The sequence below is a fragment of the Luteibacter sp. KNZ12-1A genome, from assembly GCF_056755675.1.
Window position 1 is genome coordinate 1 of record NZ_JBPGXU010000108.1, and the last position, 12,662, is coordinate 12,662.

The 12,662-nt window shown below is 64.6% G+C and carries 12 protein-coding genes; 3 read left to right on the top strand and 9 right to left on the bottom strand.

The genetic code is table 11. The features are described 5' to 3' along the window. Nucleotides 1-22 precede the first annotated feature (22 nt). Nucleotides 23-916: an NAD(P)/FAD-dependent oxidoreductase gene (locus ACR9ZJ_RS16465; RefSeq protein ID WP_481288342.1), complete on the bottom strand. Its 894-nt coding sequence runs from the start codon at nt 914-916 to the stop codon at nt 23-25. A 126-nt stretch (nt 917-1,042) separates the two neighbouring features. Between ACR9ZJ_RS16465 and ACR9ZJ_RS16470 the strand changes: the two genes are divergently transcribed. Continuing rightward, nucleotides 1,043-1,690, top strand: coding sequence for a TetR/AcrR family transcriptional regulator (locus ACR9ZJ_RS16470; protein WP_481288343.1), 648 nt, complete (start codon nt 1,043-1,045; stop codon nt 1,688-1,690). A 181-nt stretch (nt 1,691-1,871) separates the two neighbouring features. Here ACR9ZJ_RS16470 and ACR9ZJ_RS16475 read toward each other — a convergent pair whose 3' ends face one another. Beyond that, nucleotides 1,872-2,624, bottom strand: coding sequence for an SDR family NAD(P)-dependent oxidoreductase (locus ACR9ZJ_RS16475; RefSeq protein WP_481280285.1), 753 nt, complete (start codon nt 2,622-2,624; stop codon nt 1,872-1,874). Nucleotides 2,625-2,784: 160 nt separating this feature from the next. On the opposite strand from ACR9ZJ_RS16475, the gene ACR9ZJ_RS16480 reads away from it, so the two are divergent. After that, entirely contained in the window at nt 2,785-3,378 is a 594-nt protein-coding gene (locus ACR9ZJ_RS16480) for a TetR/AcrR family transcriptional regulator (protein WP_481288344.1), read from the top strand. A gap of 18 nt (nt 3,379-3,396) precedes the next feature. Here ACR9ZJ_RS16480 and guaA read toward each other — a convergent pair whose 3' ends face one another. The 3 genes from guaA to folD form a co-directional block, all read right to left on the bottom strand. Next, complete coding sequence (gene guaA, locus ACR9ZJ_RS16485) at nt 3,397-4,953, bottom strand: glutamine-hydrolyzing GMP synthase (protein ID WP_481280283.1); 1,557 nt, start codon at nt 4,951-4,953, stop codon at nt 3,397-3,399. 89 nt (nt 4,954-5,042) lie between these two features. After that, nucleotides 5,043-6,497 (bottom strand): IMP dehydrogenase, encoded by a 1,455-nt coding sequence (guaB, locus tag ACR9ZJ_RS16490; protein WP_481280282.1) that lies wholly within the window; start codon nt 6,495-6,497, stop codon nt 5,043-5,045. Between the two features lie 70 nt (nt 6,498-6,567). After that, on the bottom strand, nt 6,568-7,422 hold the full coding sequence (gene folD / locus ACR9ZJ_RS16495) for a bifunctional methylenetetrahydrofolate dehydrogenase/methenyltetrahydrofolate cyclohydrolase FolD (protein WP_481288345.1): 855 nt from the start codon (nt 7,420-7,422) through the stop codon (nt 6,568-6,570). Between the two features lie 50 nt (nt 7,423-7,472). Between folD and ACR9ZJ_RS16500 the strand changes: the two genes are divergently transcribed. Continuing rightward, nucleotides 7,473-8,072 carry a GNAT family N-acetyltransferase gene (locus tag ACR9ZJ_RS16500; RefSeq protein WP_481288346.1) on the top strand — a complete coding sequence of 200 codons (600 nt, stop codon included), beginning with the start codon at nt 7,473-7,475 and terminating at the stop codon, nt 8,070-8,072. On the opposite strand, the gene moeB is transcribed toward ACR9ZJ_RS16500, so the two are convergent. From moeB to ACR9ZJ_RS16520, 4 genes are read right to left on the bottom strand one after another with little or no spacing between them, the layout of a single operon-like run. Beyond that, a complete protein-coding gene (gene moeB / locus ACR9ZJ_RS16505; RefSeq protein WP_481288347.1) occupies nt 8,043-9,212 on the bottom strand; it encodes a molybdopterin-synthase adenylyltransferase MoeB in 1,170 nt (389 codons plus the stop codon). The two genes, ACR9ZJ_RS16500 and moeB, sit on opposite strands and share 30 nt — an antisense overlap. Nucleotides 9,213-9,238: 26 nt before the next feature. Beyond that, nucleotides 9,239-10,636 (bottom strand): ribosome biogenesis GTPase Der, encoded by a 1,398-nt coding sequence (der, locus tag ACR9ZJ_RS16510; protein ID WP_481280278.1) that lies wholly within the window; start codon nt 10,634-10,636, stop codon nt 9,239-9,241. 23 nt (nt 10,637-10,659) lie between these two features. After that, the gene (gene bamB, locus ACR9ZJ_RS16515; protein WP_481288348.1) at nt 10,660-11,859 is read right to left on the bottom strand and encodes an outer membrane protein assembly factor BamB; all 1,200 of its coding nucleotides are present in this window, start codon (nt 11,857-11,859) and stop codon (nt 10,660-10,662) included. Further along, entirely contained in the window at nt 11,856-12,506 is a 651-nt protein-coding gene (locus ACR9ZJ_RS16520) for a YfgM family protein (protein ID WP_481280276.1), read from the bottom strand. Before ACR9ZJ_RS16520 ends, bamB begins: the two co-directional genes overlap by 4 nt. Nucleotides 12,507-12,662: the final 156 nt, after the last annotated feature.

Below are 12,662 nucleotides of genomic sequence, written 5' to 3' on the forward strand. Positions count from 1 at the left end.
AGATGTGTATAAGAGACAGCTTTCAAACCAGCATCGACTGCTGGGCGAAGATCCCCGCCATCGTGCCCTGCGATGATGCCTGGGTGACCGAGGGCAAGAAGGGCGTGACGAGGTCGCCGGCGGCGTAGATGCCGGGCATGCTGGTTTCGCGGCGCTCGTCGACCTTGAGGACGATGCCGAGGGGTGTATCCACCGTCGCAAGGCCCAGTGATTGATGCAGGCTTGCGGACGGCTTGTTGCGCGGATGGGCGAACAGGATGTCGACCGCGACATTGGGGCCGGTATCGAGATTGACCGTGGCGATGTGGCCCCCGCGATGGGCGATCTCGACGATCCGGCCATCGACGACAGGTATGTTGCGGCCCGCGAGATCGGCTTGGATATCGGGCGGAATGTCGTGACCATCGGCGAAGACAGTCAACGTGTCGGTCCAATCGTGGAACAGCCTGACCGACTGATGCGACTGCGGGCCGGACCAGACGAGGCCCCAATGCTGGCCGGCGACTTCAAAGCCGTCGCAATAGGGGCAAGGCACGATGAATGTGCCCCAGCTTTCGGCAAAGCCCGGGACATCGGGCATCTGGTCGACGACGCCATAGCTCAGGATCACACGGCGCGCCCCACGGCTTTCGCCATCGCTCGTGAGGACGGAGAAGTCGTCGATGGCGCCGGAGACGCTGTCGGCCCGCGCATGGACCAGCCTGATCGTGGGATAACGCGCCAGCTGCCGTCGCGCCTCGGCCAGGATGTCCAGCGGTGGCTTGTGATCGTGGCCGAGCAGGCCATGCGAGTGGCCGGCGAAGCGATTGCGCGGCAGGCCGGTATCGAGCACGGTGACCTTGCGGCGGGCACGGCCGAGCTGCAGGGCAGCGGCGAGGCCGGCAAAGCTGCCGCCGACGATGATGACGTCATCCATGGTGTGGGCCCGTGTGGATAGAGAGTTGAAGGACGTGGTTGGAAACCTGCCCACGGCTTGCACATTTTAGATACTGCATGGTACCGTAATTCAAGAATTGAGATACTGTCAAGTACTGGAATTATCGTGACCGAAAACAGCCTGGGCCGGCGCGGCCGGCCCGCCAACGAGGCGCTGGGCCAAGCGATAGTCGACGCGGCGAGCGAACTCTTTGTGGAACTGGGTTTTCAAGCGACGACAATGGACAAGGTCGCCCAGCGGGCGAAGATCTCCAAGCTAAGCATCTATCGGCATTTCGAGAACAAGGAGGCGCTGTTCAGCGCGGCCATCGCGGCTCACTGCCATCAGTTCGCACCACAGGCCCTTATCGAAGGCGTCGACGGTTCGGCCGAAGATCAGCTCATCGCTGTGGGATCGTCCCTGCTTCGCACGCTGTTGAGTCCGGACGTCCGCAGTGTCGAAGCCATGATCATGGCCGACAAGACGAATCAAAAGTCGTTAAGCAAGCTCCATTACGAAGCCGGGGCCGCCTATGTCATCGCCCGGATCGAGGCCCTGTTACGCCAGTTGCATGCGAAGGCGGTTCTGAACGTGCCCGATCCTCTCCGGTCCGCCCGCTTGTTCGCCGCGCTTTTCAAAGGATCCGATCTCCTGATTACCGCACGTTTCGATGAGGCGAAAGCAGAGGACGACAACGAAATCGAATCCTATTGCCGGTCGGCCGTGGCCATGTTCATCGCCGCGCACGGCGGCAACGACCATGCAAGCGGATAAGCATTCGATTGCTCATAAATCGTCGTAGAACCCTGGCGCGGCGATGACTCGTCGGGGACGACCAGGCTCTCTCCCGCTTACGACACCATCGCACCTACTCGAAATCCGAATAAATGCAATTTGCCGAAACGCGGTCCCACGACTGGCGGAGCTTGTGCGCCAGCCTCGGGAGCACGAGGGGTCAGACCTGCGCCATGCCGCCATCGACGGCGAGATCCACGCCGGTGATGTAAGAACTTTCATCGGAAGCGAGGAACGTGACGGCCGCCGCGATTTCCTCGGGCATGCCTCTGCGGCCCATCGGGATCTGCGCGGTGAATTGTGCGGCTGCCTGCTCGGCCTGTTCGGCGGTGAGGCCCGTCGTCGTCGCCAAGGCCGGGGTGTCGATCGCTCCGGGGCTCATGGAATTCACGCGGATCCTGCGGTCTTTCAATTCCATGGTCCAGCCGCGCGCGAAGTTGCGTACAGCCGCCTTACTCGCGGCGTAAGCAGTAAATCCCGGAAGCCCGAGGACGTTCGAGACCGAAGAGTTCAGGATGATCGAACCGCCGTCTTTGAAGAGGGAAAGAGCCTTCTGCACAGTAAAGAACATGCCCTTCACGTTCACGTCGAAGGTCTGGTCGAAATGGGCTTCACTAGCTACCGCGAGCGGAGCGATCGTCCCCGCGCCCGCGTTCGCGAAGAGAATGTCGATGTGACCATGTTTCTCTTTCACGACGGCATAGAGCCGGTCCAGATCTTCCAGGCGCGATACGTCGCCGACGACCGTCGTAACGTTTCGCTTGATGGAGGCAGCAGCCTCCTGCAGCTCTTTCTCTCGTCGCCCAGTGATCACGACGTGCGCACCTTCTTCCACGAAGCGCTTGGCCGTGGCCAAGCCTATCCCGCTGCTTCCGCCCGTGATGACCGCAACCTTACCTTCCAGTTTTTTCATGATCTTCTTGACCTTTCGTTTGTGGTGTAAAGCGGCGCCGCTGTTCCCATTGGCACAAAGGCGCCGTATCATTTGGATCATCGATCCACATACTGATTCGAGGCATATGGATCAGTGATCCAAATATATGGATCAATGATCCACTTGTCAAGAGACACTCATGCGAGCCGACGCAAAAAAAAACTACAGCCACATCCTCACGATCGCGCGTGAGGTTCTCATCGAAGATGGTGCCGATGTCTCGATGCGAGATATCGCCCGTCGGGCCAATGTCGGATTGGCGACACTGCTTCGTCACTTCCCGTCGCGGGAAGCCTTGTTCGAAGCGCTGCTATGTACGAATCTGGATGCGCTGACGCAGAAGGCAGGTGAACTCGAAAAATCGAGCTCACCTGGCGAGGCGATCATGTCCTGGTTCCGCGAATGGATGACATTTGCCCAAAACCATAGAGGCGTTGTCGCCCTGATGGCGGCAGCTCATACCAATCCGGACTCCGCGCTTTACGCTTCATGCGCAGCAGTGCACTCAGCGAGTGCCCGACTGCTGCTGCGCGCCCAAGCCGAAGGGACGGCACGTGCCGATATGAATGGGGACGACATGTTCGGCTTGATGGCGGCGCTCGGCTGGCTTGTCGATCTGCCCTCATTCGCGCCACGGGCAGATCATCTTGTTCACCTTATTACGAGCGCCATCCTGACAAACCAGCCCAGCAACGATGTCGAAAAGAAAGGTGTCAAAAAGGCGATGCGCTGAGTCGGATCGGGCCAGAAGTCACTCCCACTCGATCGTAGCCGGCGGCTTCCCCGAAATGTCATAAACAACACGAGAGATACCGCGCAACTCATTGATAATACGAGTGGAGCACTTGTCGAGGAAGTCATACGGCAGGTGCGCCCAATGCGCCGTCATGAAGTCGATCGTCTCCACGGCGCGTAGCGCGATCACCCACTCGTAGGCACGGCCGTCGCCGACCACGCCCACCGAGCGCACCGGCAGGAACACGGCGAACGCCTGGCTGACGCGGTCGTAGAGGCCGTGGTTGCGCAACTCCTCGATGAAGATCGCATCGGCGCGCTGCAGCAGGTCGACGTATTCCGGCTTCACCTCGCCCAGCACGCGCACGCCAAGGCCGGGACCCGGGAACGGATGGCGGTAGACCATCTCGCGCGGCAGGCCGAGTTCGACGCCGATACGACGAACCTCGTCCTTGAACAACTCACGCAGCGGCTCGACCAGCTTGAGCTTCATGTGCTCCGGCAAGCCGCCGACGTTGTGATGGCTCTTGATGACATGGGCCTTGCCGGTCTTGCTGCCGGCGGACTCGATGACATCGGGGTAGATGGTGCCCTGGGCCAGCCACTTCACGCCTTCGAGCTTGGACGATTCCTCGTCGAAGACCTCGACGAACAGGCGACCGATGACCTTGCGCTTGGCTTCCGGGTCTTCCACGCCGGCGAGCGCGTCGAAGAAACGCTGCTTCGCGTCCACGCGGATGACATGCACGCCCATGTGCTCGGCCATGGTCGACATCACCTGGTCGCCTTCCTGGAAACGCAACAGGCCGGTGTCGACGAAGACGCAGGTGAGCTGGTCGCCGATCGCCTTCTCGAGCAAGGCCGCCACGACAGAGGAATCCACGCCGCCGCTCAGGCCGAGCAGCACGCGATCGGTACCGACCTGCGCGCGCACGCGTTCGACGGCGTCCTCGATGATGTGCGCGGCGTCCCACAACGTGGCCGAACCGCAGAGGTCGACGACGAAGCGGCGCAGTAGCTCCATGCCACGCTTGGTGTGGGTCACTTCCGGATGGAACTGCACGCCGTAGAAGCGGCGCTTGTCGTCGGCCATGGCGGCCAGCGGCAAGCTCGGCGTGGAGGCCGAGACGTTGAAGCCTTCAGGGATCGCCGTGACGCGGTCGCCGTGCGACATCCACACGCCGAGGGATTCACCATCCTGCACCACGGTCTCGAATAGCGCGCAGCTGCCGAAGGTGATCGTGGCCGGGCCGAATTCGCGATGGTGGCCGGCCTCGACCTTGCCGCCGAGTTGCTCGGCCATGGTCTGCATGCCGTAGCAGATGCCCAGCACCGGCACGCCGAGTTCGAACACCACCTGGGGAGCCCTCGGGGAGTCGTCCTCGGTGACCGATTCCGGGCCGCCGGAGAGGATGACACCGCGCGGGGCGAAGCCGCGGATCTCGTCCGGCGCGTGATCCCACGCCCAGACCTCGCAGTAGACGCCGATCTCGCGGATACGGCGGGCGATCAGCTGCGTGTACTGCGAACCGAAGTCGAGGATGAGGATCTTGTCGCTATGGATGTCGGTCATCGGGCGGCCTGCAGTTCAAGAATGTCAAAAAGCAGAACGCCCACTTGCGGCGGGCGTCCTGGGTACCTGGAGCGAAGCGCCCGGAGGCGTCAGTCCAGGCGGTAGTTGGGCGCTTCCTTCGTGATCTGGATATCGTGCGGATGCGCTTCGCGCACGCCGGCACCGGTCACCTTCACGAACTGGGCCTTCTGGTGGATTTCCTCGATATTGGCCGCGCCCATGTAACCCATGGAAGCGCGCAGGCCGCCCATCATCTGGTGGATGATGTTGCGCAGCGGACCGCGATACGGCACACGGCCCTCGATGCCTTCCGGCACCAGCTTGTCGGCGTCGGCCTCGTCCTGGAAGTAGCGGTCCTTCGAGCCGAGCTGCATGGCGCCGATGGAGCCCATGCCACGGTAACTCTTGTACGAACGGCCCTGGAACAGCTCGACCTCGCCCGGCGCCTCTTCGGTACCGGCGAACATCGAGCCGAGCATCACCGAGGACGCACCGGCGGCGAGCGCCTTGGGGATGTCGCCCGAGTAACGGATGCCGCCGTCGGCGATGAGCGGGATCTCGCCCTTCAGCGCGGTGGCGACGAGGTCGATCGAGGTGATCTGCGGCACACCGATGCCGGTGACGATGCGGGTGGTGCAGATGGAACCGGGGCCCACGCCGACCTTCACCGCGTCGGCGCCGGCGTCGAGCAGCGCGCGCGCCGCCTCGCCCGTGACGATGTTGCCGGCGATGACCTGGACCTGCGGGTAGCGCTTCTTGACCCAGCCCGTGCGGTCGATCACGGCCTGCGAATGGCCATGCGCGGTGTCGACCACGATCACGTCGACGCCGGCATCGATCAGCGCTTCGACGCGCTGCTCGGTATCGCCGCCCACGCCGACCGCGGCGCCGACCACGAGGCGCTCGTGCGAGTCCTTGGCGGCGTTCGGGTTGTCGCGGGCCTTCTGGATGTCCTTCACCGTGATCAGCCCGCGGAGCTGGAAGCCGTCGTTGACGACGAGCACCTTCTCGATGCGGTTGCGGTGCAGCAGTTCGAGCACCTCGTCGTGCGAGGCGCCTTCCTTGACGGTGACCAGGCGGTCTTCCCGGGTCATGATGTTGCGGACCGGGTCGTCGTGCTTGCGCTCGAAGCGCAGGTCGCGACTGGTGACGATGCCGACGAGCTTCTCGCCGTCGACCACAGGCACGCCGGAGATGTTGTGCGCGCGGGTGAGCGCCATGACCTCGCCGATCGAGGTGTCAGGGCGGACGGTGATCGGGCTGCGGATGACGCCGGCCTCGAACTTCTTCACCAGGCGCACTTCCGCGGCCTGCTGGGCTGGGGTCATGTTCTTGTGGATGATGCCGATGCCGCCGTTCTGCGCCATGGTGATGGCGAGGCGGGCCTCGGTGACGGTGTCCATGGCGGCGGACACGATGGGGATGTTCAGGCGAAGACCGCGCGTGAAGCGCGTCGAGGTGTCCACATCGCGCGGCATGACCGTGGAGTGGCCGGGAACCAGAAACACGTCGTCGTAAGTGAGTGCCTCGGCAAGGATGCGCATAGCATTAGTCCCGCGAGTAAATCGCGGCATTATACCGTGCGTTGCAACAAAGCGACAGCCGCCGATGCACTCAGCCGTCGATGGCCTCGGCGGCTTCGAGCGTGTTTTCCATGAGCGTCGCCACCGTCATCGGACCGACGCCACCCGGCACCGGAGTGATCCACGAGGCACGCTCCGCGGCCGGCGCGAACTCCACGTCGCCGACCAGGCGCCCGTCTTCCAGGCGGTTGATGCCGACATCCACGACCACGGCACCCGGCTTGATCCATTCGCCCTTGACCAGTCCCGGCTTGCCGGCGGCGACGACCAGGATGTCCGCCTGGGCCACGAAACCAGCTAGATCCTGTGTGAACTTGTGACAACAAGTCACTGTACTACCTGCAATAAGTAGCTCAAGCGCCAAGGGGCGACCCACATGGTTCGATACACCGACGATCACCGCGTGCCTGCCACGCACCGGGCGGTCGGTATGGCCGAGCAAGGTCATCACGCCCTTCGGGGTGCACGGACGCAGGCCGAAACGACGCAGCGCGAGGCGTCCCACGTTCACGGCCTGGAAGCCATCCACGTCCTTGCCCGGATCGATGCGATCGACCAGCGCATCCTCGTCGATGTGTTCGGGCAACGGCGACTGCACGAGGATGCCGTGCACGGCGGGATCGGCATTGAGCGTATCGATCAGCGCGAAGAGTTCGTCCTGCGTCGTCGTGGCCGGCAAGTCGTAACCGAACGATTCGAAGCCCACCTGCTGGCAGGCGCGGCGCTTGTTCTTCACGTATACGGAGGACGCCGGGTCGTCGCCGACCAATACGACGGCGAGGCCGGGCGCGCGACGCCCCTCGGCCACACGCTTGGCTACGCGGCGGCCGATGTGCTCAAGGAGTTCCTGGGCGATGCGCTTGCCATCGAGAATGCGTGCGGTCATGGGAGGGTCGCCCTGCGAAAACGCGGCATTATCGCCGATACAATGCGGGCATGACCATCGATACCCTTCCCTATCCGCACGACCTCGGCGATGGCGTCGTGTCGCTTCGGGCGCACCGGCCTACGGATGCGGAGGCGCTCGCCGCCGCCGTGCGCGAATCGGCCGCCACCGTGGGCCGCTGGCAGGACTGGTGCCATGAGGGTTACGGCACGGCCGACGCCGAGACGTGGCTGGCCGTGTGCCGCAAGGACTGGTTGCTCGGCGACGGCTACGAGATGCTGATCGTCGATGCGCGTACCGACGTCATCCTCGGCGGCATGGGCGTGAACCAGCGCAACCGCGAGCAGCGCTTCGCGAACCTGGGGTATTGGGTGCGCCAGTCGATGCAGGGAAACGGGATCGCGACGCGAGCCGGACGTCTGGCGATCCGCTTCGCCTTCGAAACGGTCGAGGTCGCACGACTGGAGATCGTGGCCGCCTGGGACAACCTGCCGAGCCGAAAGACGGCTGAACGGCTTGGAGGTGTTTTCGAAGGAAGGTTACGTAAACGACTGGTAGTACAGGGAACTTCTGTCAATGCCGCGATGTATTCCGTGGTCGCCGAGGATCTGGCGGGAACATCAGCCAGCGGAAGCGCACATCCGCTCTAGATCCACGTAGCCTTCGAAACGAGCCCCCGCTCCGCAGCCCGGACAATCCGGATCGCGCCGCAGCACCAGTTCGCGGAAGCGCATGCCGAGCGCGTCGTAGGTAAGCAACCGGCCGACCAGCGGCTGGCCGATGCCGAGCACCAGCTTCATCGCTTCGGTGGCCTGGACCAGGCCCACCAGTCCCGGAAGCACGCCCAGGACACCGGCCTCGCTGCAGTTCGGCGCATCCGCCGCCGAAGGCGGTTCGGGGAACAGGCAGCGATAGCACGGCGAGTCGTCGCGGCGTGGGTCGAAAACGCTGGCCTGGCCGGTGAATCGCTCGATCGCGGCGTAGACCATCGGGATGCCCAGCCGCCGCGTGGCCGCCGCCAGTAGATAACGCGTGGCGAAGTTGTCGGCGCCATCGATCACTACGTCGTGGCCGCGGATCAGATCCTCGACGTTCTCCGCACGCAGGCGATCGACGACCGTCTCCACGCGCACGCGTGGATTCAGCGCCGCCACCGTCATGCGGGCCGATTCGGCCTTGCCCATGCCGACGCGGCCATCGGCATGGACGACCTGCCGGTGCAGGTTGGAGCGTTCGACGCGATCGTCGTCGACGACGGTGAGGTGGCCCACGCCCGCCGCCGCCAGATAGAGCAAGGCCGGAGATCCGAGGCCGCCCGCGCCGAGCAACACTATCCGCGCCTCGCCCAACCGCGCCTGGCCCACCTCGCCGATTTGCGGCAAGAGCACCTGTCGCGCGTAACGTTCGGCGGCATCCGTATCCAGCGCGCCCGCGCTGACCGGTAGGCCCGCGGCCTTCCATGCGCCCATGCCGCCGGCGATGGAAGACACCCTGCGATAGCCCATCCGCTGCAACGCCTCGGCCCCGAGCAAGGAGCGCTGGCCACTGCCGCACAGCACGAGGATCTCGCGCTGACGGTCGGGTTCGCTTTGTTCGATGCGCAACTCGAGGAAACCTCGGGATAATCCCAAGGCGCCGGAAGGCGTGCCGGTGGCGCGCTCGTTGTCTTCGCGAACGTCGATGAGCAAGGCACCGCCGAGTTGCCGGGCCAGTGCCTCGGTGGCGGAGACTTCGGCGACGCGCGAACGCAGTTCGGCCAGCCATCGGTCCCGGTTGAGCTCTTCGGTCATGCGAGGCCTCCTCGACGGGGCGACGCTTATTTTTCGCGTCGCTTCGCGTTACGGATCATGCGCTGGCGGCGGCGCTGCTGGCCTTCCGTCAGGACGTTCTTCTTACCGGCGAACGGGTTCTCGCCATCGCGGAAGTCGATCCGCACCGGCGTGCCTTCCAGGCGGAAACGCTTGCGGAAGAAGCCTTCCAGGTAGCGACGATACGCCGGCGCGATGTGTTTGGTGCGACTGCCGTGGATCACGATCGTCGGCGGATTGGAGCCGCCCGGGTGCGCATAGCGCAGCTTCGGGGCGTGACCGCGCACCAGCGGCGGCTGGTAGGCCTCGTAGGCCTTCTCCAGGGTACGAGTCAACTCGCTGGACGTGAGTTCCTTGGTCGCGGCGGCGTGGGCTCGGATGACGGCTTTCATCAGCTCGCGCAACCCGGAACCATGCAGCGCGGAAATGAAGACCGTCTTCGCCCATTCGGCGAACTGCAGGCGCCGTTCCAGGGCCTTCTGGGTCTGCTCGCGCTGGTAGCTGTCCATGCCGTCCCACTTGTTGACGGCGATGACCAGCGCGCGGCCTTCCTCGATGGCGTGGCCGATCAGCGTGAGGTCCTGGTCGGCCAGGTTCTCCCGCGCGTCGATCATCACGATGGTGACTTGCGACGCAGAAATGGACTGTAGCGTCTTGATAACACTGAATTTCTCTACCGCTTCCTCGACGCGCGCCCGGCGTCGCACGCCAGCGGTGTCGATGAGCGTGTAGCGCCGCCCATCCCGTTCCAGCGACACGCGAATCGGGTCGCGCGTGGTGCCGGCGACGTCGGAGACGATGAGGCGGTCTTCACCCAGCAGGCGATTGATGAGGGTCGACTTGCCGGCGTTCGGCCGGCCGACGATGGCGACACGGATGCCCTGGTCTTCGAGGCCCGGGTCGTCGTCACGGTCGTCCGGCAGGTACGGCAGCGCTTTGGCGACCAGCGTATCGACGCCACGATTATGGGCTGCCGACATGGGCAGCGTGTCGGCGATGCCGAACGAGGCGAATTCGCCGAGCGCCAGTGTCTCGTCGACACCGTCGGTCTTGTTGACCACGACCATGACGGGCTTGCCGCTGCGGCGCAGCTCGTTGAGGATCGCGGCGTCCAACGGCAGGATGCCGTCGCGCGCGTCGACGACGAAGACGAGCAGGTTCGCCTCGGCGATCGCCGCGCGCACCTGCACGGCGGTGAGGCCTTCGATACCTTCGTCGTTGCCCGACAGGCCACCCGTGTCCACGACCACGAAGGGCCGCGGACCGAGGCGACAGACACCGTAGTGCCTGTCGCGGGTGACGCCGGGCATATCGGCGACGAGGGCGTCCCTGCTACGCGTCAGCGCATTGAAGAGGGTCGACTTACCGACATTGGGGCGGCCGACCAGGGCGACGACGGGTAGCATGGGAGATACATCTATCCTGTGAATCAGTTCGCCGGGATGCGGTAGGCGCCGATATGGCCCTCGACATCTTCGACGTACACGGTGTCACCCACCACGAGGGGCTGGGCACGAATGGCTTTCTTGGAGAGGCGCTCGCGGGCGACGATCTTGCCGTCGGTGCCGTTGAACCAGTGGATATGACCGTCGAGGTCGCCGACCACCACGTAGTTGCCCTGCGCCGCCGGGCCCGTGAGCCAGCGATATTTCAGGCCGTCCTGCTTCCAGACGTTGGCGCCGCCCGACTTGTCGAAGGCGAACACCTGCGACTGGTCGTCCACGCCGTAGATCGAATTGCCATGCACGTCCAGCGAGGTGAACGTGGAGAACGCGTGGTTCCACAGCGGGCGGCCGCTGGGGCCGTCGATGCCGGTGAGCTGGCCATGATAGGCCGCCCCGTAGAGCGTGCTGCCGTCGAGGACGAGCGCGCCGTCGGCATCGGCCAGGCGATCGATCTCGGTGCGGCCTTCGCCGCTGGCGAGGGTCTGTTCCCAGAGCTTCTCGCCATTGTCCAGGCGGATGGCGACGAGCTTGCCGGCATCGCTGCCCATGAAGACCACGCCATTGGCGACCAGCAGGCGGCCATTGCCGCGCAGGCTGAGCAGCGGCACTTGCGACTGGTCGTAGACCCAGCGGCGCTCGCCGCTCTTGGCGTCGATACCGTACACGCGGCCGTCGTTGCAGCGGACCACGACGAGATCGCCGACGATGACCGGCGCGGTGATGACTTCGGACGAGACCTCGGCGGCCCAGCGGCGCTCGCCGTCCTTCGCGTTGATGCCGTACAGGTGACCGTCGAGCGTGCCGATGGCGACGAGATCGCCCGCGGCGCCCGGGCCGCCCGAGAAGCGGGCGTCTTCACGCTTGGCATCGCCCCAACCGAACCAGCCGTGCTGGCGGGTGCTCTTGGACCACAGCTTCTTGCCGGAGGCGGCATCGAAGGCGGCGATCTTGCCGTCGGTGCTGGCGGCATACAGCACGCCATCGGCGACCGTCGGACGCATGCGCACGCCGGATTCCGCCGCGCCATCACCGATGCTGGACTTCCACAGGCGCTCGACCTTGAGCGAGGGCTCGAACTTCTTGTCGAGCGGGGTCGGCGGTTCGACGTTTTCCTTCTTGAACGAATGGCAGCCGGCCAGCACGGCCAGCGACGAAGTCAACGCGATTGCCCAGAAACGTTTCATGCACCCTGCTTCCCGGCCACGGCCAGATCATCGAGTTTGGTTTGAACCACACCGCGTTGCGGTGCGCTGTCGCCCATCGCGGCGATCGCCGCCTGATAGGCCTTGCGTGCGTCGTCCGGGCGTCCCAGCTTGACCAGCGCATCGCCGCGGAGTTCCTGCGCGAGCGCGACGAACACGCCGCCCTTCATCGCGTCGAGCGCGGCGATGGCCTCCTGCGGCTTGCCCTGCGCGTACTTCAACTGTGCGGCGCGAAGGTCGACGAGGGTCTTCAGGGAATCGTCCTTGGCGTGTGCCCGGGCCCATTCGAGGTCCCCGGCGGCCTTGTCGAGCTGACCCGCCATGACATTGCGCTGCGCGCGCTCGCCGGCGGCGAACACGGACCAGGCCGTGTCCGAATAATCCTTGAGCAGGGTCTCGGTACGCATGTCGATCTCGTTGGCGCGGTTCTGCGCCACCGCGACCTGCAAGGCCGAGTATTCCGTGGCGGCGGCCTGCTCGTGATTCGCGCGATGCGATTTCCACTGCTGCCAGCCGAAGATCAGCACGAGGCCGAGGACGATGCCGACGGCGATGGAAACGCCGTTCTTGCGCAGCCACTGCTGGACGCGTTCGCCTTGCTCGTAATCGTCGTATACGTCGAATGCCATGCAATCACCCACTGCGCTCCGCGCAGCAAAACCAAGGAGGAAACGAGCCCGCGACCGGCCATCGGCGATGGGCGGCGCGGATCAATAGGCAAGGATACCCGAAAAGCACGGGCGGGCGGCGCCGCGCGACGACCGCGCTGTCTCTTATACACATCT